Source organism: Streptomyces monashensis, from assembly GCF_001866665.1.
In the GTDB taxonomy this organism is placed as follows: domain Bacteria; phylum Actinomycetota; class Actinomycetes; order Streptomycetales; family Streptomycetaceae; genus Streptomyces; species Streptomyces monashensis.
The window spans coordinates 1-20,026 of the sequence record NZ_MLYO01000100.1 but is presented as its reverse complement, the minus strand read 5'-3'; the positions used below and the strand labels follow the sequence as shown (position 1 = coordinate 20,026).

Below are 20,026 nucleotides of genomic sequence, written 5' to 3'. Positions count from 1 at the left end.
TTACGCCCGATCCCCCGAGCTGAAACGGGGTTCGACAGCACGATTTGGATCAGTTTCCGATGAAGCCGCAACCACCGCGCCCCGCGCGGGAGCTGCGAGGACCCGCCCGGTGACGAGCAGGACCAGCAACGACACGGCGCCCGCGACACCGGGAACGGCGAAACCCCACACCGTGCCCCCGGCCTGGACCACCGGACCCGCGAGCCCCGTACCGACCGAGGCACCCACGGTGAACGTCGTGACAAGCCAGGAGAACGCCTCCGTGACGGTACCCCTCGGCGCGTGCCGGTCGACGATGATGAACGCACAGGCGATACAGGGCGCGAGGAACACCCCCGAGACGACCGAGAGCAGCACCATGGACACCGCGCCCGGCACCAGCATGAGCGGCAGGTAACACACCGCCAGAAGCGCCACCAGGAACCGCAGTCGCCGCTCGGGCGCGCCGGACCACTGGCGGGCGCCGTAGACCGCGCCCCCGACCAGCGCGCCCAGCCCCAGCCCGGCCATCATCCAGCCGTAGACCGCGTCACCGCCGTGCCCGTCGGCGTACGACACGGACGCGACCGTGATGGACCCCAGCGCCATGCCGACGAACAGGAAGGCGCCGAGCAGGGCGAGCAGGCCGGCCGAGCGCAGAGCACCGAGCCAATGGGCCTCGCGCGGGGCCGAACGCCACGCGCGCGAGGGCGGCGAGACGACCACCGAGAGCGCGCCGAGGACACCGAGGACGTTCAGCACGAGCAGAGCGGCGCGCGCGTCCCACACGGACGCGCACAGGGTCACCAGCAGCGGCCCGACCGTGAACATGACCTCCTGCGCGATCGCGTCCATGGCGTACGCGGTATGCACCTGCTCCTCGCCGCGCAGCACGGACGGCCACAGGGCACGCAGGCCGCCCTCCAGAGGCGGCGCGAACAGGCCCGCCGCGGCGACGGACACATAGGCGAGAGACAGCGGACCGGTGCCGCAGAACGCGAAGACGGCCATGCAGGCGGCGGCGAGGACCGCGGCGGGCAGCTGGACGCGCGGCTGCCCGAACAGGTCCACGAGCCGGCCCAGCACCGGCTGGCCGACCGCGTTGGCGACGCCGTACACGGCCGCCAGAGCACCGGCCAGGCTGTAGGTGCCGCCCTCGGCACGCACGAACAGCACCAGGGCGATGGCCGCGGTCGCGTTCGGCAGCCGGCCGACCAGCGTGCCCGTGAGCAGCCGCAGCGCGTGCCGCGCCCGGAGTATCCCCAGGTATCCGGTGGCCATGTCCTGCCCCTCAGCAGCTCGCACGCGGAGCCCCGCCCGCCCCACGTGTTACGTATAACGTCCTCCCTCATACGTACCATGTGCGCTGTTCGGACGTCCAGGTGAAGGAGCGCAACCACGGTGGCACGCAGCAGCACGCGACCGACCAGCCGTGACGTCGCCCAAGCGGCCGGAGTCTCGCAGGCCGCCGTCTCCCTCGTCCTCGGCGACAAGTGGCGCGGACGCGTGTCCGAGACCACTGCACAACGAGTCCGCGAAGCAGCACGCGAACTCGGCTACCGGCCCAACCTCGCCGCCCGCAACCTCCGCCTCGGCCGCACCCGCACCGTCCTGCTCGTCGTCCCCGCCCTCACCACAGAATTCTTCGCAGGCGTCTACACCGGCGCCGCACGCGTCGCAGCCGAGCACGGCTTCGGCGTCGTCCTGTACCCCTCCCCCGAAGGCATCGGCCCCGCCCGCGACCCCTTCGCCTCCGCGCAAACCGCCCTGGACGGCGTCCTCGCCTCCTCCATGGCCGCCGACGCACTCACCGCCATCCGCGGCGACCAGCTACCCCTCGTGATGCTCGACAGCGACCCGGAGGGCAGCCTGGGCGCCGCCACAGTCAACCTGGACATCGGCGACGGGGTCCGCCAGGTCGCCGACCACCTGCTGAGCCTCGGCCACCGCCGCGTGCTGCACCTCGCCGCGGACGTGCCCTCCTGGACCTTCGAACTGCGCGCACGGGAGCTGGCCGCACGCATGGCAGCCGTACCCGGCACCCAGGTACACACCGCCCGCGCCCCCATCTCCATCGAAGGCGCCCTGGCCGCCACCGAGACCGCGCTCACCACACCCGGCCCACGCCCCACGGCGGTCGTCTGCGACGACGACAAACTCGCCGCCGGCGCCTACAAGGCCATACGCCGCCTCGGCCTGCGCATCCCGGACGACATCTCCGTCACCGGCCTCGACGACCTCGCCCTGGCCACCGCCATCGACCCCGAGCTGACGACCGTACGACTGGACGCCGAGCTGTTCGGCGAACGCGGCATGCGCGCCCTGCTGGCGGTCCTGGAAGGCGCCCTGCCCGAGAGCGGCGACATCCCGGTCCACCTGGTCGTCCGGGGCTCCACGGCGCCGCCACCGGGCCGCTGAGCAGACCGGACGACCGAAAACACATGTGCCCCGGCCAGGACAACGGCCGGGGCACACCTGAGCAGGACGAGGCGGCAGGCTACTCCTCGCCCGACTCCTCGGCCTCCTCGGCGCTCTCCGCCTCGGTCGCCGCACCGTCCGCCTCCAGCAGACGAGCGAGCTGACGGCCGACGACGCGCTTGAACTTGCGCTTCTGCGGCCGCGTACGGTCCAGCACCGCGACCTCCAGACGCTCGGCGGGAATCTCCCGCTGCGTACCGTTGGGCTCACGGGACAGAGCCTGCACCGCAAGCTTCAGCCCCTCGGCCAGGGTCATGCCGTCACGGTGCTCACGGTCCAGGTACGTACTGATCTGCTCGGCGTTGCCGCCCACCGCGACCGAGCCGTGCTCGTCCACGATCGAGCCGTCGTGCGGCAACCGGTAGATCTGGTCACCCTCGGGAGTCTCCCCCACCTCGGCGACGACCAGCTCCACCTCGTACGGCTTCTCGGCGGCAGAGGAGAAGATCGTGCCCAGCGTCTGGGCATACACATTGGCGAGACCACGCGCCGTGACGTCGTCACGGTCATAGGTGTAACCGCGCAGGTCCGCGTAGCGCACACCACCGATGCGGAGGTTCTCGTACTCGTTGTACTTGCCGGCGGCCGCGAAACCGATCCGGTCATAGATCTCGCTGAACTTGTGCAGCGCACGGGACGGGTTCTCGCCGACGAACACGATGCCGTCGGCATACTGCAGCACGACCAGGCTGCGACCGCGGGCGATGCCCTTGCGGGCGTACTCGGCCCGGTCGGCCATGGCCTGCTGGGGTGAGACATAGAACGGCGTCGACACCGGTTATCCGTCCCTTTCTGTCGTGGTCACTGGATCACCTTGATAAGAACCGGGGCCCGCCGCCTCAGAGCAGGGCGGCCTTGGGGCCGTCGGGCTCCTCCAGACGGCGCTGGAGCACCGCGCGGGACAACTCCGAGGACTCGCCCTCGGTGAGCCGGCGGAAGCCGTCCTCGGTGATCACGGTGATGATCGGGTAGATCCGGCGGGCGACATCGGGACCACCGGTCGCCGAGTCGTCGTCTGCCGCGTCGTAGAGGGCCTGGACCACCAGAGTGGTGGCCTGCTCCTCGGTCAGGTCGTCACGGAACAGCTTCTTCATCGCACCACGCGCGAAGATCGAGCCCGAGCCCGTCGCCGCGAAGTTGTGCTCCTCGCTGCGACCGCCCGTGACGTCGTACGAGAAGATGCGCCCCTTCTCACGGTCCAGGTCGTACCCCGCGAAGAGGGGCACCACGGCCAAGCCCTGCATGGCCATGCCGAGGTTGGAGCGGATCATCGTCGACAGCCGGTTGGCCTTGCCCTCCAGGGACAGCTGGGCACCCTCGACCTTCTCGAAGTGCTCCAGCTCCAGCTGGAAGAGCTTGACCATCTCGACGGCCAGACCCGCGGTGCCGGCAATGCCCACCGCCGAGTACTCGTCCGCCGGGAAGACCTTCTCGATGTCCCGCTGGGCGATGACATTGCCCATCGTCGCCCGCCGGTCACCCGCCAGCACGACGCCGCCGGGGAACGTCACGGCCACGATGGTCGTACCGTGCGGCGCCTCCAGCACGCCCTGGGTGGCCGGCAGCCGCCGATTGCCCGGCAGCATCTCGGGCTGGTGCTCGGAGAGGAAGTCCATGAACGAAGAAGAGCCCGGCGTCAGGAAGGCAGCTGGTAGACGCCCGGTGCCACGAGTATTGGCTTCCACGAGTTTCCTTCCAGATAGGCAGCGGCCCGGCGCACGGCGTCGGGGTCGTCACCCAACTTGCCGATGGCCGAGTTGCAGTTGAAGCACAGTACGCCTCGGACCCTACCCGTCTTGTGGCAGTGATCCACATGCACGGGCAGAGCATCCAGGCAGATCACACAGAGCCCACGCTGGGCGGCGATCATCGCGTCGCGCTCGGCTTCGGTGAGGCCGTAGTTGCGCTTCAGATGGTCCTGCCGTCCCTGCACCGCCCGGCAGGCCTTGCAGCGCGTGGACAAGCCGTCGGACGCAGTCGCGTTGCGATGCCACTCACTGTGTGGCTTGATCTCGCCACATGTCCGGCAGAGCTTGTGCCCGACCGGGACGTCAACCTTCTCCCGGACAGGCCTACCCATTGCCGCCCGGCGACGCCGGTAATGCGCAGCGCTGTACTCAGCCACGCACTCCCGGCAATGCACCTGGAGGCCATCGCGCCGATTCCTGTCCCTCGCGAAGGCCGCGAGGGACAGTTCCCGCCCACACTTCCCACATTGCTTTGCGTCTGGCTCCTCGGCCACCCGTCCCCCCGCCAGCCTTCACTTCAAAGGCCCGATGTCCGATTTGCCTGCTATTCTCCACCTTTTTGCACAAATGAGCGCACGAAGTCCTCGGCATTTTCCTCGAGTACGTCATCGATTTCGTCGAGTACCGAGTCCACGTCATCCGACAACTTCTCGTGCCGCTCCTTGAGGTCCTCCGAAGCCTGCGCGTCCTGCGCCTGCTCCTCGACTTCCTCGGTGGAACGCGTGGCCTTCTGCTGGCCGCCGCCGGTGTCCTTCGTTGCCATAACCCTCACCCCGCTCAGTTCGCCTGCCGATCGGTGATGATCAGACCCTACAAGCCGGGTCCGACATCGGCCCCGCAGTTTCCACAACGTGCGGGGGCCACCTCGATGATTCCCGGACGGCGGGTTTTCCACCCTGCCCGCCCGGGGCGCCACGGCTGTCCGCCGGCCGCGCTCAGCCGCCCGACAACACCCTGACCAGGTCTTCTGCCGTGCGGCAGCGGTCCAGGAGCTCCTTGACGTGATTTCGCGTTCCGCGTAGCGGTTCCAGGGTTGGAACGCGCTGGAGGGAGTCGCGGCCGGGCAGGTCGAAGATGACCGAGTCCCAGCTCGCGGCGGCGACGTCGTCCGCGTACTGCTCCAGGCAGCGGCCGCGGAAGTACGCGCGTGTGTCCTCCGGCGGCTTCGTGCGGGCCCGGTCGACCTCGGACTCGTCCAACAGGCGCTTCATGCGGCCGCGGGCCGCCAGACGGTTGTAGAGGCCCTTCTCGGCGCGTACGTCGGCGTACTGGAGGTCGACCAGGTGGAGCCGGGCCGCGTCCCAGTCGAGGCTGTCGCGGCGGCGGTAGCCCTCCATGAGTTCTCGCTTGGCGACCCAGTCCAGCTCGCCGGCGAGGCTCATCGGGTCGTTCTCGAGCCGGTTGAGCGTGTCCTCCCAGCGGGCCAGGACGTCCTTGGTCTGTTCGTCGGCGTCGACGCCGTAGCGCTCCTCGACGTACTTGCGTGAGAGCTCGAAGTACTCCATCTGCAGCTGGACCGCGGTGAGTGTGCGGCCGCTGCGGAGGGTGATCAGGCGCTGGAGGCCGGGGTCGTGGGAGACCTGGTGGAGGGTGCGTACGGGCTGGTCGACCGCGAGGTCCACCGCGATGAAGCCGTCTTCGATCATGGACAGCACCAGGGCGGTCGTGCCCAGTTTCAGGTAGGTCGAGATCTCCGACAGGTTCGCGTCGCCGATGATCACGTGCAGTCGGCGGTATTTCTCGGCGTCGGCGTGCGGCTCGTCGCGGGTGTTGATGATCGGGCGTTTGAGGGTGGTTTCCAGGCCGACCTCGACTTCGAAGTAGTCGGCGCGCTGGCTGAGCTGGAAGCCGTGTTCGTGTCCGTCCTGGCCGATGCCGACGCGGCCGGCTCCGGCGAAGACCTGGCGGGAGACGAAGAAGGGCGTGAGGTGGCGCACGATGTCCGAGAAGGGGGTTTCCCGTTTCATCAGGTAGTTCTCGTGCGTGCCGTAGGAGGCGCCCTTGTTGTCGGTGTTGTTCTTGTAGAGGTGGATGGGCTGGGCGCCGGGGAGCTGGGCGGCGCGCTCTGCGGCCTCGGCCATGATCCGCTCGCCGGCCTTGTCCCACAGGACGGCGTCGCGGGGGTTGGTCACCTCGGGAGCGCTGTACTCGGGGTGGGCGTGGTCGACGTACAGCCGGGCGCCGTTGGTGAGGATCACGTTGGCGAGGCCGATGTCCTCGTCGGTGAGCTGGCTGGCGTCGGCGGCCTCCCGGGCGAGGTCGAAGCCTCGTGCGTCCCGCAGCGGGTTCTCCTCCTCGAAGTCCCAGCGGGCCCGGCGGGCCCGGTGCATCGCCGCCGCGTAGGCGTTGACGATCTGGGACGAGGTGAGCATGGCATTGGCGTTGGGGTGGCCGGGGACGGAGATCCCGTACTCCGTCTCGATGCCCATTACTCGCCGTACGGTCATGCGGCCCTCCTTGCCCGGCGGCGCCCTCGGTCGTGGGCGCCGCTCACGTACCGCCGGGGCTCCGGTGCGTGCGCGGTGCCCGTCCCCGCGCGGCGCGACTCGGCGGCAGGAACGAGCCTAGAACGCCTTTGCGCTGGTGGGGAGATCATTTGCGTCATTGCCTGCTCCGGTCGTGGCCGGTTGTGGCCGGAAAAACAGAGGGCTGCGGGTACCCGGTGAGGGCACCCGCAGCCGCCCTGTTTTTACAGGTACTGACCGGTGTTCGCCACCGTGTCGATGGAGCGTCCGGTGTCCGCGCCCTGCTTTCCGGTGATGAGCGTGCGGATGTATACGATCCGTTCGCCCTTCTTTCCGGAGATCCGGGCCCAGTCGTCGGGGTTGGTGGTGTTGGGCAGGTCTTCGTTCTCCTTGAATTCGTCCACGCAGGCCTGGAGGAGGTGGGAGACGCGAAGGCCTTTCTGGCTTTTTTCGAGGAAGTCCTTGATGGCCATCTTCTTGGCGCGGCCGACGATGTTCTCGATCATGGCGCCGGAGTTGAAGTCCTTGAAGTAGAGGACTTCCTTGTCGCCGTTGGCGTAGGTGACTTCCAGGAAGCGGTTCTCCTCGGATTCGGCGTACATCTGCTCGACCGCCGTCTGGATCATGCTCTGGACGGTGGTGGTCTTGTCGCCGCTGTGTTCGCCGAGGTCGTCGGCGTGCAGGGGGAGGCGTTCGGTGAGGTATTTGCCGAAGATGTCCTTGGCCGCCTCGGCGTCGGGACGCTCGATCTTGATTTTCACGTCGAGTCGGCCGGGGCGCAGGATGGCGGGGTCGATCATGTCCTCGCGGTTGGAGGCGCCGATCACGACCACGTTCTGCAGGCCTTCCACGCCGTCGATCTCGGCGAGCAGCTGGGGGACGATGGTGTTCTCCACGTCCGAGCTGACACCGGAGCCGCGGGTGCGGAAGAGGGATTCCATCTCGTCGAAGAAGACGATGACGGGGGTGCCCTCGCTGGCCTTCTCGCGGGCGCGCTGGAAGACGAGGCGGATCTGTCGCTCGGTTTCGCCGACGTATTTGTTGAGGAGCTCGGGGCCCTTGATGTTCAGGAAGAAGCTCTTGCCGGCGGCTTGGCCGGTGACTTCGGCGACTTTCTTGGCCAGGGAGTTCGCGACGGCCTTGGCGATGAGTGTCTTGCCGCAGCCGGGGGGGCCGTAGAGCAGTACGCCCTTGGGCGGGCGCAGCTCGTGTTCCTTGAACAGGTCGGGGTAGAGGTACGGCAGCTCGACCGCGTCGCGGATGGCCTCGATCTGGTTGCCGAGGCCGCCGATCTGGTCGTAGCCGATGTCCGGGACCTCTTCGAGGACGAGTTCCTCGACCTCGCTCTTGGGTACGACCTCGTAGACGTAGCCGGAGCGGGGTTCGAGCAGGAGGGCGTCGCCGGGGCGGATGGTGACGTCCAGGAGTGGCTCGGCGAGCCGGACCACGCGTTCCTCGTCGGTGTGTCCGAGTACGAGGGCGCGTTCGCCGTCCTCGAGGATCTCCTTGAGGGTGACGATGTCGCCGACGCTCTCGTACTCCATGGCCTCGACCACGTTGAGGGCCTCGTTGAGCATGACTTCCTGGCCGCGCCGCAGGTCGTCGAGGTCGACGCTTGGGCTGACGTTCACCCGGAGTTTGCGGCCGCCGGTGAAGATGTCGGCGGTGCCGTCCTCGTTGGCCTGTAGGAAGACACCGAAGCCGGCGGGCGGCTGGGCGAGCCGGTCGACCTCTTCCTTGAGGGCCACGATCTGGTCGCGGGCCTCGCGGAGGGTGTTGGCCAGTCGTTCGTTCTGGGCGGACACGCCGGCCAGGTTCGTCTGTAGCTCGACGATCCGCTCTTCGAGAATCCTCGTGTGCCGCGGAGAGTCGGCGAGCTTGCGTCGCAGGACGGCGATCTCCTGCTCAAGGTAGGCGATCTGCCCGGCCGGGTCGTCGGACCCTCGTCCCGGGCGGATGCCGCGGTTCATGTCGTCGTCGTGGGCTGCCACGGTCCTCACCTCCTCCAAGGGGAGCTGGACGCTTCCAGACCCTACCTGGGTGGGTGTCGATTGAAACCCCTAGATCACCAAGACTGTCAAGGTGTGTCGTCGGTCACCCGATGCGCTCTCCCTCGCACGGAGGGGATACCCACTCAACGTGATGTGGAAGCAGCTTGTTCCGGGCATCGCGTGGTCGAATTCCTTCGAAGCTGGCCGGAGTTGTCCGTTCAGGGCTGGTCGTCCCGGAGGCGGGCAGCATGCTGTGCGCTCGCACGTCATCACGCAGAGCGATGGTCCGGGTGGACGGTGTCACCGTCGGCCCGGCCTGAAGTGGTCGTTCCCCTGGCTGGGACTCCCCTGTCCCGGTCGGGCCGTCGTACCCGCGTGTGATCGTGGGGAAACCCGGTCACCGGCGGAAGAGGGCTCGAAAGCGGCGGAGGTAGGGTCGAGGGGTGTTCAACAGCCGCTGGAGCGGACCTGGCTGGCGCTCGCGGCGTCCCGGGCCGTCCGGCGAACCGAGACGGCAGGAGAGGTGACCGTGCAGCAGGAGGCCCCGGGGGGCGAGGCGCTGGAGGTCTGGATCGACCAGGATCTGTGTACCGGCGACGGGATCTGCGCCCAGTACGCCCCGGAGGTGTTCGAGCTGGACATCGACGGGCTGGCGTATGTGAAGGGCGCGGACGACGAGCTGCTGCAGAGTGCGGGGGCGTCGACGCCGGTGCCGCTGCCGCTGCTCGCGGACGTGGTGGACTCGGCCAGGGAGTGTCCGGGCGAGTGCATCCATGTGCGGCGTGTTTCGGACAGGGTCGAGGTGTACGGGCCCGACGCGGACTGAGTCCCCGCCGGGTGCTGGGCCGGTCGCCGCGGGTCAGACGCTGTGGGTGTCGGCGGGTGTGGAGCGGACGAACGCGCTGCCGCTCCATTTCCAGGTGACCGGGGTCTTCACGTCGGGGCAGCAGTTGGGCACCGCGTCCGAGGAGTAGCCGAGCAGGGTGGCGCCGACGGCGCCCGCGCGCAGGGAGAAGCCGGTGACGGTGTACCGGTCCTGGGGCTTCACGAGGGTGGCGACCACGCGTGGCCTGCCGCCGTCGGAGGGGCGTGTGATGACGTAGACGCCGTCCGGCGGGGTGCCCATGGCGGTGTCGCAGTGCACCACGGCGACCGTCTCGGGTCTGCCGTCCCCGTCCAGGTCCCCGCTGGCCTTCTTCACCACCACCGCTTTCACCGGACCGCAGTTCAGCGGGAAGGCCACGCCGTCGGTGCTCGGCGGGTCGGCGACCGCGTGGGCGGCTCTGGGCTGTGTGGCGGTGGCGGCCGTGGCGGAGCCGGGCTGTACGACGGAGGAGAGGGCCATGACGCCGGCGACGGCGGTGGCCGTGGCGACCCAGTGGATGGGCCTGGTCTGGGTGTGGGCGAGCTCCGGGACGGCGGATTGCTGCACGAGGAGTGTCTCCTGTGAGGGCTGTGCCGGTGGGGGTGGCCAGCATGGTGCCACACGTCACAGTGCGGGGGAACGGCGGGGTGCGGGATTCCCGTGGGCGCAACGCCCGCGCGCGTGCGGGGCGTACGCGTCGTGGGGGACGGGGAGCGCTGGCACCCCGTCAACGAGCGGGCGCCGTGCCCGGGTTCCCGGTGGCCGGTGGGAACTCGGGCACGGCGCCCTCACGTTGAGCCGTGTGTGCGGCCGGTCAGCGGCCGGTGCCGCCGTCGGCGTTCGGTCCGGCGTAGTCCTCGCCGTAGGCGCCCTTGGCGGGGCGGCGGCGGCGCATGGGCGGTTCGACGCCGTCCGCGAGGCGGCGGGCGGTGAGCAGGAAGCCGGTGTGGCCGATCATCCGGTGGTCCGGGCGGACGGCAAGGCCCTCGATGTGCCAGTTGCGGATCATGGTCTCCCAGGCGGTCGGCTCGTTGAAGCAGCCGATCTCCCGGATGGACTCCACGGTCCGGGCGAGCTGGGTGGTGGTGGCCACGTAGCAGCACAGGATGCCGCCGGGGACGAGCGCCTTGGAGACGGCCTCCAGGCACTCCCAGGGGGCGAGCATGTCGAGGATGACGCGGTCGACGTCGGTGTCGGACAGGTTGTCCTGGAGGTCGCCGACGGTGAGCTGCCAGGCGGGGTGGGGGCCGCCGAAGTAGCGCTCCACGTTCGCCTGCGCGATCTCGGCGAAGTCCTCGCGGCGCTCGTAGGAGTGCAGCATGCCCTGGTCGCCGATGGCGCGCAGCAGGAAGCTGCTGAGCGAGCCGGAGCCGACGCCGGCCTCGACGACGCGCGCGCCGGGGAAGATGTCGGCGAAGGCGAGGATCTGCCCGGCGTCCTTCGGGTAGACGACGGCTGCCCCGCGGGGCATGGACAGGACGTAGTCGGGGAGCAGGGGGCGCAGCGCGAGGTAGGCCACGTTGCCGGTGGTGCGGACAACGCTGCCCTCGGGAGCACCGATCAGTTCGTCGTGCGGGAAGGAGCCCTTGTGGGTGTGGAAGTTCTTCCCTGCTTCGAGCGTGAACGTGTAGTGGCGGCCCTTGGGGTCGGTCAGCTGAACCTGGTCCCCGACCTTGAAGGGCCCGCGCCTGCGGGCGGCACCGGTCGGTTCGGACATGTGAACAGACTACCGGGCCCGGCGGGGGCCGCCGACCACTGCGGGCTCTAGGCGGACGGGCGGGCCATGGCTCTGACGAAGGCGCGCTCGACGTCGGCCGCGGACAGGACGCCGTAGATCTCGCCGGTCTCCTCGACGACCAGGTACTCGGTGGCCGGGGTGGCCCGCAGGACGTCGAGGAGGTCCTCGCCGGCCAGTTCGGCGGAGACGCGCATGCCGTCGGTGAGGTCCTGGGCGAGGCCGCTGACCGCGACCCAGGGGCGGCGGTGCTCGGGTACGCCGACGATGGCGGCCTCGCGGACGAGGGAGAGGGGGTTGCCCTCGGCGTCGACCACGACCAGGGCGCGGGCGCCGGCGGCGTTGGCGCGGCGCAGGGCTTCGGAGAGCGGGGTGTCGGTCTGTACCGGTACGGCCCGGCGGGTGAGGGTGCGGGCGCGCAGTTCGGGGAGGTGCTCGCGCAGCCGGGCCATGCGCAGGCTGTTGCCGGCGCCGGTCCAGATGATCGCGGCGAGGATGGCGGCGAGCAGGGCGTCGGTGACGGTGTCCATGCCGTTGACCTCGGTGCCGTCGCCGCCGAGCGCGCCGGACTGGTTCATCAGCGGCAGGCCGATCAGGACGGCGACGGCGAGTGCGCGGCCGACCCAGGCGGCGGCGACGGTGCCGCTCATGGGCTTGCCGGTGACCTTCCAGACGACGGCGCGGAGCATGCGCCCGCCGTCGAGGGGCAGGCCGGGCAGGAGGTTGAAGATCGCGACGATCAGGTTGGAGATCATCAGTCCCGCGAGCAGGACGCCGGGCACGGAGCGGGGCTCGACGGGCCGCATGGCGAGGTAGAAGACCCCGGCGAGGACGAGGGAGAGCAGGGGGCCGACGAAGGCCAGCACGAATTCCCGGCCCGGGGTCTCGGCCTCCTTCTCGATCTCGGAGACACCGCCGAAGAACTGGAGCTGGATGCGGCGGACCGGGAGCTTGAAGCGGATCGCGGCGACCGTGTGGGCCAGTTCGTGGACCAGCACGGAGGCGTAGAAGGCGACGGCGAAGAACAGCGAGACCAGGTAGCGGGCGGCACCGAGTTCGGGCAGCACGCGGTCGAGCTGGCCGCCGAACACCCAGGTGATCAGCGCGGCGACGAGGAACCAGCTGGGCGCCACGTACACCGGGACCCCGAAGGGCCGCCCCATGAGGATGCCGCCGCCGGGTTCCTTGGGCCGGGGCTGCGGCGGCTCGCCCTTGGCGATGCCGGAGTGGGCGAGGGAGCGGTGTTCCGTGGGACGGTCCTCCGTGTCGGTGGCGGCTTCGGGACGTCGCGGGGTGCCCGCGCGGTCGTCGGCGTCCTGGGTGCCGGACTGCCGGGCGCTGTCGTCCGAGGCGTCCTCGGGGGCCGCAGGAACCGCGGGGGGCTCGGTCGGCTCGTCGTCGCCGGGCCGTGGCCGCCCGCTCCCGCCGCTCACGTCCACGGTGTCCCCTCGTTCGAAGCGTCTTCCGCACCTGTCGGCCGGAAGGGTCCGATGTCGATGGTATGCGGCCGTGGTGACGTGTTTCGCCCCGGCACCCCCTGTGTTCGCCGCGTGGTCGCGGGGCCGGTCAGGGCGGCGGGTGGGTCACTGTCAGTGGCGGGCCGTAAGGTCTGTGGGCATGGACAGCAGCTTCGAGGGCGCGGCGGCCGATCGCGTCGCCACGGCGCCCACCTCCCTGTCGCCCTCGCGGGCCGGCGACTTCATGCAGTGCCCGCTGCTGTACCGGTTCCGGGTGATCGACCGGCTGCCGGAGAAGCCGAGCGCAGCGGCGACGAGAGGCACGCTGGTGCACGCCGTGCTGGAGCGGCTGTTCGACGCGCCGGCCGGGGAGCGGACGGCGCCGCGGGCCAAGTCGCTGATCCCGGGGCAGTGGGACCGGCTGCGGGAGAGCCGCCCGGAGGTGACGGAGCTGTTCGCCGACGATCCGGACGGCGAGCGGCTGGCGGGCTGGCTCGCGGAGGCCGAGCGGCTGGTGGAGCGCTGGTTCACGCTGGAGGATCCGACGCGCCTGGAGCCCGCGGAGCGGGAGCTGTTCGTCGAGGCCGAGCTGGAGTCCGGGCTGCGGCTGCGCGGGATCATCGACCGGGTCGACGTGGCGCCGACGGGCGAGGTGCGGATCGTCGACTACAAGACCGGCAAGGCACCCCGGCCCGAGTACGCCGAGGGTGCGCTCTTCCAGATGAAGTTCTACGCGCTCGTGGTCTGGCGGCTGAAGCAGGTGGTGCCGCGCCGCCTCCAGCTCGTCTATCTCGGCAGCGGGGACGTGCTGACGTACGACCCGGATCCGGCCGATCTGGAGCGGGTCGAGCGCAAGCTGCACGCGCTGTGGCAGGCCATCCGGCAGGCCACGGAGACCGGCGAGTGGCGCCCGCGCCCGACCAGGCTGTGCGGTTGGTGCGACCACCAGGCGCACTGCCCGGAGTTCGGCGGCACTCCCCCGCCGTATCCGCTGCCCGTGAGGGCGGCCGAGTCGGAGGCCGGGTCGCAGGGCAGAATGGGCCCGGACTAGCGAAGGAGTGTCACGTGGCCATCCGCGTCCTACTGGTCGACGACCAGCCCCTGCTGCGTACGGGTTTCCGGATGATCCTGGAGGCCGAGCAGGATCTCGCGGTCGTGGGCGAGGCCGGTGACGGCCTGCAGGCTCTCGATCAGGTACGGGCTCTGCAGCCGGACGTCGTGCTGATGGACATCCGTATGCCGCGGATGGACGGTGTGGAGGCGACCCGGCAGATCACCGGGCCCGACCGGTCCGGCCCGGCGAAGGTGCTGGTGCTGACCACGTTCGATCTCGACGAGTACGTGGTGGAGGCGCTGCGTGCCGGGGCCAGCGGCTTCCTGCTGAAGGACGCCCCCGCCAACGAGCTGGTGCAGGCGATCCGTGTGGTGGCGGCCGGCGAGGCGATGCTGGCGCCGAGTATCACGCGTCGTCTGCTGGACAAGTACGCGACGCATCTGCCCTCCGGCGAGGAGCCCGTGCCGGACACCCTGCACACGCTCACCGACCGCGAGGTGGAGGTGCTGAAGCTGGTGGCGCGCGGGCTGTCGAACGCGGAGATCGCCGCCGATCTGTTCGTCAGCGAGACGACGGTGAAGACGCACGTGGGGCATGTGCTGACCAAGCTGGGGCTCCGGGACCGGGTGCAGGCGGCGGTGTACGCGTACGAGAGCGGGCTGGTCCGCCCCGGCGCGCAGTAGCGACGGGGCGCGTACGACGGCGAAGGGCGCCCCTTCCGTACGGGAGGAGCGCCCTCGGTGCCGGCGGGTGCCGGTGGGCGGTCAGCCCTTGCTGAGTTCCCAGAACCGGAACACCGTCGAGGCGTCCAGGCAGTACTCCAGGCCGTAGACGCCGTCGCGGGTGACGGCGTACTGCTTGGCCTGCCACACGGGCAGGACGGGCAGTTCGTCGGCGACGATGTCCTGGAGCCGGCCGAAGTCCTGGTCGGTGGCGCCGCGGTCGCTCTGCGCGGCGGTGTGCGGGATGAGCGTGCCGGTGATGGTGCCGTTGCGGTAGTTGTTGTCCAGCACGTTGCCCTTGCCGAAGAACGGGGCCGTGAAGTTGTCGGGGTCCGGGTAGTCCGGCACCCAGCCCTTCACGTAGACGCCGTACTTGCCGGCGGCGATGTCCTTCTCGTACTGGTCGAAGGCGACCGACCTGACGTCGGCGTCGAACAGTCCGCTGGCGTTGAGCTGTCCGGCGATGGCCTTGAGCTCCTCGCCGGTGGCGGGGCCGTAGCGCGACGGGGTGGACCACAGGGTGAGCCTCACCTTGCCGGTGATGCCGTCGGCGTGCAGTGCGGCGGTGGCCTTGGCCTGCGAGGGGCGGGCGCCGTAGGTGTCGAAGAAGGCCGTGTTGTGGCCGGCGATGCCCGCCGGGACGATCGAGTACAGCGGGGTGGCGGTGCCCTGGTAGACGTTCTTGATGAGGGCGTCGCGGTCGAGGAGATAGGCCATGGCCCTGCGGACGCCGAGCTTTCCGGCGACCGGGTCCTTCATGTTGAAGACCAGGTGCTGGACCTCGGCGCTGCTGCCCTCGATGACGTCGATGCCCTTGCGGTCGTCCTGCTGGTCGAGGCCGGCGACGTCGGAGGCGGACAGGCCTCGGTAGGCGAGGTCGACGCTGCCGTCGAGGAGGGCCTTCTTCAGGGCGGCGCGGTCGCCGTGGAAGAACTTCAGGGTGATGCCGGAGTTCTTGACCTTCGCGGTGCCCCGGTAGTCGGCGTTGACCGAGAAGACGGCCTTGTCCTTGTCGAGGGAGTCCAGTTTGTAGGGGCCGGAGCCGACGGCCTTGCCGTCCTTGCGGAGCCCGTCCGCGTCGTACTGCCGGTGGTCGACGATGGAACCGGCGCCGGAGGCGAGCTTGCTGGGGAAGGTGGCGTCGGGGACCTTCAGGCGGAAGACGACCTTCTTCGCGTCCGGGGTGTCGACCGAGCCGAGCATCGGGAACATGATCGCGGGCCCCGACGCGTCGTTGATCTTCAGCATGCGGTCGAAGGAGAACTTCACGTCCTGCGAGGTGAGCGCGTCACCGTTGCTGAACTTCAGGCCGTCCTTCAGCTCGCACTGGTAGACCGTGGCCCGCACGTCGGTGAAGGTGCACTTCCTGGCCAGTTCGGGCTGGGGTTCGGTGCCGCCCTTGGGGAAACTGAGCAGCGACTGGAAGACGTTGTCGAACAACAGCCAGGAGCCGGGGTCGTAGCCGGACGCCGGGTCCGTGGCGAGGACGTCGTCGGACATCCCCATCACCACGGAGGAGCCGGTACCCCCGGAGTCACCGCTCCCTGTTCCGCAGCCGGTCAATAAGCCGGAGGCCAGCCCCGCCACGATGGGCAGGACTGGCCACTGGTAACGCATGTTCACTGCATGTGCCTTGTCGTCGGTTCCGTCACCCGGGGCCGCCGTCCTGGCCCCGGGTCCCGGGCAGCCGTCCCCGGCCCCCGGATAAGAGGGGAGCCGTCAGCCGCTCACACCGCGGCTGAGCTCCCACAGCTGAAGCGTCGAGGAGGAGTTGAGGGCGTATGCGACGCCCGTGATGTCGTCCCGTGCGGCGACGTACTGCTTGCCCTGCCACAGCGGCAGGACCGGGACGTCCTCGGCGACGGTGTCCTGGATCTGGGTCAGGCTCTTGGCGGCGGAGAGCCGGTCGGCCTCGCGGCGGGACTCCGGGATCAGCGTGCTCTGGATGGTGGGGTTGGAGTACGGCGAGCCGAGGAAGTTGTCCTTGTCGAGGAAGGGCGCGAGGAAGTTGTCGGCGTCCGGGAAGTCGGGGAACCAGCCCATGCCGTAGACGTCGTACTGGCCCTTCTTCTCGGCGGGCCGGAACTGCTCCCAGGGGTGCCCCTGGATGGAGACGTCGAACAGACCGCTGTCGTTGAGCTGCTTCTGCAGGACCTCGAACTCCTGCTTCGTGGCCGCGCCGTAGTGGTCGGTCGTGTAGTGCAGGGTCAGCTTCACCGGGGTGGTGATGCCGGCCTTGGTGAGCAGGTCCTTGGCCTTGGCGGCGCTGGGGTTGCCGTACTTGTTGAAGAACGAGTTGGAGTGGCCCGTGATGGTGGCCGGGACCAGCGAGTACAGCGGCTCGGCCTCGGTGCCGTAGACCTTGTTGACCAGTTCGCCGCGGTTGATCAGCTGGGCCATGGCCTGGCGGACGGCCTTGGACTTCACGCTGGGCGCGTTGGTGTCGAAGGCCAGGTAGCGGATCTCCAGGCCCGGCATGTCGACCAGGTCGACCTTGCTGTCGCTGCCGGAGTCCAGCTTCTGGATCTGCGCGGGATCCATCGTGCGGGTCATGACGTCGATGTCGCCCTTGTCGATCGCCGTGCCCATGGCCGCGGCGGAGTCGTAGGAGCGCATCACGACCTTGCTGTTGTTCACCGTCACCGCGCCCTTGTACGAAGGGTTCTTGGCGAAGGTGGCGCTGACGATCGCGTTGTCCTTGACCTCGGCCTGGAAGGTGTACGGGCCGGAGCCGTCCACCGAGAAGCCGTCGCGCAGCTTGTCCTTCGCGTAGTCCTTCGGGTCGACGATGCCCGCGGGCGGCGTGGACAGCTTGTACGGGAAGGTGGCGTCGGCCGTCTTGAGGTGGAAGATGACGTCGCGGTCGCCCTGCGTCTCGATCGTGTCGATCGTGTTCAGCAGCGCGGAGACACCGCTGTCCGACTTGAGGTTCAGCACGCGCTCGATGGAGTACTTGACGTCCTCGGCGGTCACCGGGTCGCCGTTGGCGAACTTCAGTCCGTCGCGCAGCTTGCAGGCGTAGCGCTCGCTGCCGCTGTCGGTGAAGCCGCAGCTCTCGGCGGCGTCCGGGACGGGGTCGCCCTCGCCCTTGGGCTGGGCCATCAGCGTCTGCTGGGTCTGGCGCAGGATGTTCCAGAGGCCGACGTCGTAGGCGTAGGCCGGGTCGAGCGGCGCGGGGGCGTCCTTCGTGGCGGTGAACCGGTCCGTGGTGCCCACGACGATGGCGCCGCCGCTCTTGCCCCCGCCGCCGGATCCGCCGCACGCGGCGAGAACCGGGGTGAGCAGGCCGGCCAGCGCCGGCAGCACCAAAGTCTTGCGGTTCATGCGGGAGTTTCTCCAGAGCTGTTCGGGTCCGTGTATCCGGTACGCGGGGATGGTGCGGCGGAAACGCGGGGGATGCGGCGATGTTCTCGCGACGAGATTAGTCCGCGCCCGCAGGAGGCTTCACGGCCCGGCGAGTTGGACCGTCATCACGCAGTGAAACCGGCTGCGGACGCACAGAAAACCCGACAGCGGCAGGATTAGTGCAGCTTCTCACCAATCAGGACACAAGGAACCGCCGATCCCCCTCGAACGGGACCGTTCAGCACACTCGGGTAACGTTGTCGAGACCCGTGAGGGTGGGGAACGTCACACCATCAACTGTGCGGACAGTCAGTGGAATTAGGCCGCGCGGCCGGAGCGGAATTCCACTCGGGTGTACTTCCCCGGATATTTGTCCAGGACGCCTCTTCGCACCCGGGGCACCCGCAGTGAACGGCTAGGGCATTTCCGTCATCAAGCCGCGCAGAAATGCCAGGTCGACCTCTTCCAGGGAGGTCACGACGGTGCGTCCGGAGGCCGGGGCGATGGGGGCGACGGACGGTACGGCGACCACCCGGCAGCCCGCCGCCTCGGCGGCGGCGACCCCGGTCGCGGTGTCCTCGACGACCGCGCAGCGGGCCGGGTCGGCGCCGAGCCCCGCAGCGGCGAGCAGGTACGGGTCGGGGTAGGGCTTGGTGCGCGAGACCTCGTCGCCCGCGATGGACAGCGCGAAGTGGTGCGGGCCGAGCACGCTCAGCACACGGTCGATGATGCGCCGGTGGGAGGCCGAGACCAGGGCCGTGGGCACGGCCTGTTCGTGCAGTTCGGCGAGGAGCCGCGCGGCGCCCGGCATCAGCGGCAGCGTGCGGCCGATGCGGCTCTCGAAGCCCTCGTTGAGCAGCACGCTGAGTTCGGCGAGGGTGACGGCGGCGCCGGTGGCCTCGATGAGGAAGCCGGCGCTGCGCGTCATGGGGCCGCCCACCACGACATGCCGCCAGGACTCGTCCAGGGTGTGGCCGAGCGCGGCGAAGACCTCGACCTCGACGTCCCACCAGAATCCCTCGGTGTCCACCAGGGTGCCGTCCATGTCCAGGAGCACCGCCTGCAGCGCCGAGCCTTCGGCCGTACGAGTGCCGAGCGCGGGGACCGTACTGGTCATCCACGCACCTCCTTGCGGGACGAGCAGGCCGGTTCCCGCGCGGGAACCGGCCTGCAGTGGACCGACAAGTGTACGACTTATCCGATCAGTGTGCCGGGTGAGACGCGCCTCACCGGGCGTTGAAGTACTTCGCCTCCGGGTGGTGGATCACGATCGCGTCCGTGGACTGCTCGGGGTGCAGCTGGAACTCCTCGGACAGGTGGACGCCGATCCGCTCGGGCCGGAGCAGCTCGGCGATCTTCGAGCGGTCCTCCAGGTTCGGGCAGGCGCCGTAGCCGAGGGAGAAGCGGGCGCCCCGGTACTTCAGGGCGAACATGTCCTCGATGTCGGCCGGGTCCTCACCGGCGAAGCCGAGCTCGCTGCGGACGCGGGCGTGCCAGTACTCGGCGAGCGCCTCGGCCAACTGCACGGACAAGCCGTGCAGTTCGAGGTAGTCGCGGTAGGAGTTGGCCGCGAAGAGCTTGGCCGTCTCCTCGCCGATGCGGGAGCCGACGGTGACGACCTGGAGGCCGACGACGTCCGTCTCGCCCGACTCCTCCGGGCGGAAGAAGTCGGCCAGGCACAGCCGGCGGCCCCGGCGCTGGCGCGGGAAGGTGAAGCGGGTGCGCTCGTTGCCCCGGTCGTCCAGGATGATCAGGTCGTCGTCCTTGGACACGCAGGGGAAGTAGCCGTAGACGACGGCCGCTTCGAGGAGGTTCTCCGTCTGGAGCCGGTCGAGCAGACCGCGCAGCCGGGGCCGGCCCTCGCTCTCCACCAGGTCCTCGTACGACGGTCCCTCACCGGTGCGGGCCTGCCGCAGCCCCCACTGGCCCTTGAACAGGGCGCCCTCGTCGAGCCAGGAGGCGTACTCCTTGAGCTGGATGCCCTTGACGATCCGGGTGTCCCAGAACGGCGGGGCCGGTACCGGGTTGTCGGTGGCGACGTCGGAGCGGACGTGCCCCTCCTGCGGGCGTTCCTCGGCCGGGGCGACGGCCGCGGCCCGCACCCGGCGCTGCTTCAGCTCGGGCAGTGCGGCGCCGGGGACACCGCGCTTGACGCCGATCAGGGCGTCCATCAGGCGCAGCCCCTCG

18 protein-coding genes are annotated in these 20,026 nt (G+C 69.6%); 4 read left to right on the top strand and 14 right to left on the bottom strand.

Annotation, left to right across the window (positions count from 1 at the left end; genetic code table 11):
* Entirely contained in the window at positions 1-1,260 is a 1,260-nt protein-coding gene (locus BIV23_RS41800) for an MFS transporter (protein WP_071386235.1), read from the bottom strand.
* Between the two features lie 120 nt (positions 1,261-1,380).
* Here BIV23_RS41800 and BIV23_RS41795 point away from each other — a divergent pair, with 120 nt between their 5' ends.
* Entirely contained in the window at positions 1,381-2,397 is a 1,017-nt protein-coding gene (locus BIV23_RS41795; protein WP_071386234.1) for a LacI family DNA-binding transcriptional regulator, read from the top strand.
* 79 nt (positions 2,398-2,476) lie between these two features.
* Here the strand turns inward: BIV23_RS41795 and prcA are convergent, their stop codons facing one another.
* From prcA to arc, 6 genes are all read right to left on the bottom strand, one after another.
* A complete protein-coding gene (gene prcA, locus BIV23_RS41790) occupies positions 2,477-3,232 on the bottom strand; it encodes a proteasome subunit alpha (RefSeq protein WP_071386233.1) in 756 nt (251 codons plus the stop codon).
* Positions 3,233-3,296: 64 nt separating this feature from the next.
* Positions 3,297-4,142: a proteasome subunit beta gene (gene prcB / locus BIV23_RS41785; protein ID WP_071386232.1), complete on the bottom strand. Its 846-nt coding sequence runs from the start codon at positions 4,140-4,142 to the stop codon at positions 3,297-3,299.
* Positions 4,094-4,582 carry an endonuclease VII domain-containing protein gene (locus BIV23_RS41780; RefSeq protein WP_245790910.1) on the bottom strand — a complete coding sequence of 163 codons (489 nt, stop codon included), beginning with the start codon at positions 4,580-4,582 and terminating at the stop codon, positions 4,094-4,096. Before BIV23_RS41780 ends, prcB begins: the two co-directional genes overlap by 49 nt.
* A 167-nt stretch (positions 4,583-4,749) precedes the next feature.
* A complete protein-coding gene (locus BIV23_RS41775; protein ID WP_020939002.1) occupies positions 4,750-4,968 on the bottom strand; it encodes a ubiquitin-like protein Pup in 219 nt (72 codons plus the stop codon).
* A gap of 172 nt (positions 4,969-5,140) precedes the next feature.
* The gene (dop, locus tag BIV23_RS41770) at positions 5,141-6,652 is read right to left on the bottom strand and encodes a depupylase/deamidase Dop (protein WP_342746415.1); all 1,512 of its coding nucleotides are present in this window, start codon (positions 6,650-6,652) and stop codon (positions 5,141-5,143) included.
* 242 nt (positions 6,653-6,894) lie between these two features.
* Positions 6,895-8,661, bottom strand: a complete 1,767-nt coding sequence (gene arc, locus BIV23_RS41765) for a proteasome ATPase (protein WP_071386285.1) — start codon at positions 8,659-8,661, stop codon at positions 6,895-6,897.
* A 523-nt stretch (positions 8,662-9,184) separates the two neighbouring features.
* Between arc and BIV23_RS41760 the strand changes: the two genes are divergently transcribed.
* On the top strand, positions 9,185-9,487 hold the full coding sequence (locus BIV23_RS41760) for a ferredoxin (protein WP_071386229.1): 303 nt from the start codon (positions 9,185-9,187) through the stop codon (positions 9,485-9,487).
* A gap of 33 nt (positions 9,488-9,520) precedes the next feature.
* Here the strand turns inward: BIV23_RS41760 and BIV23_RS41755 are convergent, their stop codons facing one another.
* The 3 genes from BIV23_RS41755 to BIV23_RS41745 all read right to left on the bottom strand — a co-directional run bounded on the left by BIV23_RS41755 (position 9,521) and on the right by BIV23_RS41745 (position 12,700).
* Positions 9,521-10,093, bottom strand: coding sequence for a hypothetical protein (locus BIV23_RS41755; protein WP_071386228.1), 573 nt, complete (start codon positions 10,091-10,093; stop codon positions 9,521-9,523).
* Positions 10,094-10,340: 247 nt separating this feature from the next.
* Positions 10,341-11,243, bottom strand: coding sequence for a tRNA (adenine-N1)-methyltransferase (locus tag BIV23_RS41750; RefSeq protein WP_067050546.1), 903 nt, complete (start codon positions 11,241-11,243; stop codon positions 10,341-10,343).
* Positions 11,244-11,290: 47 nt separating this feature from the next.
* Positions 11,291-12,700 (bottom strand): site-2 protease family protein, encoded by a 1,410-nt coding sequence (locus tag BIV23_RS41745; RefSeq protein WP_071386227.1) that lies wholly within the window; start codon positions 12,698-12,700, stop codon positions 11,291-11,293.
* Positions 12,701-12,878: 178 nt separating this feature from the next.
* Here BIV23_RS41745 and BIV23_RS41740 point away from each other — a divergent pair, with 178 nt between their 5' ends.
* Both BIV23_RS41740 and BIV23_RS41735 read left to right on the top strand, forming a co-directional pair.
* Positions 12,879-13,769, top strand: a complete 891-nt coding sequence (locus BIV23_RS41740; protein ID WP_071386226.1) for a RecB family exonuclease — start codon at positions 12,879-12,881, stop codon at positions 13,767-13,769.
* 14 nt (positions 13,770-13,783) lie between these two features.
* Complete coding sequence (locus BIV23_RS41735; RefSeq protein ID WP_071375780.1) at positions 13,784-14,455, top strand: response regulator; 672 nt, start codon at positions 13,784-13,786, stop codon at positions 14,453-14,455.
* A gap of 81 nt (positions 14,456-14,536) precedes the next feature.
* On the opposite strand, the gene BIV23_RS41730 is transcribed toward BIV23_RS41735, so the two are convergent.
* From BIV23_RS41730 to BIV23_RS41715, 4 genes are all read right to left on the bottom strand, one after another.
* Positions 14,537-16,117, bottom strand: coding sequence for an ABC transporter substrate-binding protein (locus BIV23_RS41730; RefSeq protein WP_071386225.1), 1,581 nt, complete (start codon positions 16,115-16,117; stop codon positions 14,537-14,539).
* 96 nt (positions 16,118-16,213) lie between these two features.
* Positions 16,214-17,818 carry an ABC transporter substrate-binding protein gene (locus tag BIV23_RS41725; RefSeq protein ID WP_071386224.1) on the bottom strand — a complete coding sequence of 535 codons (1,605 nt, stop codon included), beginning with the start codon at positions 17,816-17,818 and terminating at the stop codon, positions 16,214-16,216.
* A 436-nt stretch (positions 17,819-18,254) separates the two neighbouring features.
* On the bottom strand, positions 18,255-18,956 hold the full coding sequence (locus BIV23_RS41720) for an HAD family hydrolase (protein WP_071386223.1): 702 nt from the start codon (positions 18,954-18,956) through the stop codon (positions 18,255-18,257).
* A gap of 109 nt (positions 18,957-19,065) precedes the next feature.
* Positions 19,066-20,026: vitamin B12 dependent-methionine synthase activation domain-containing protein (locus BIV23_RS41715; RefSeq protein WP_281250208.1), on the bottom strand; the 961-nt coding region annotated here is incomplete at its 5' end.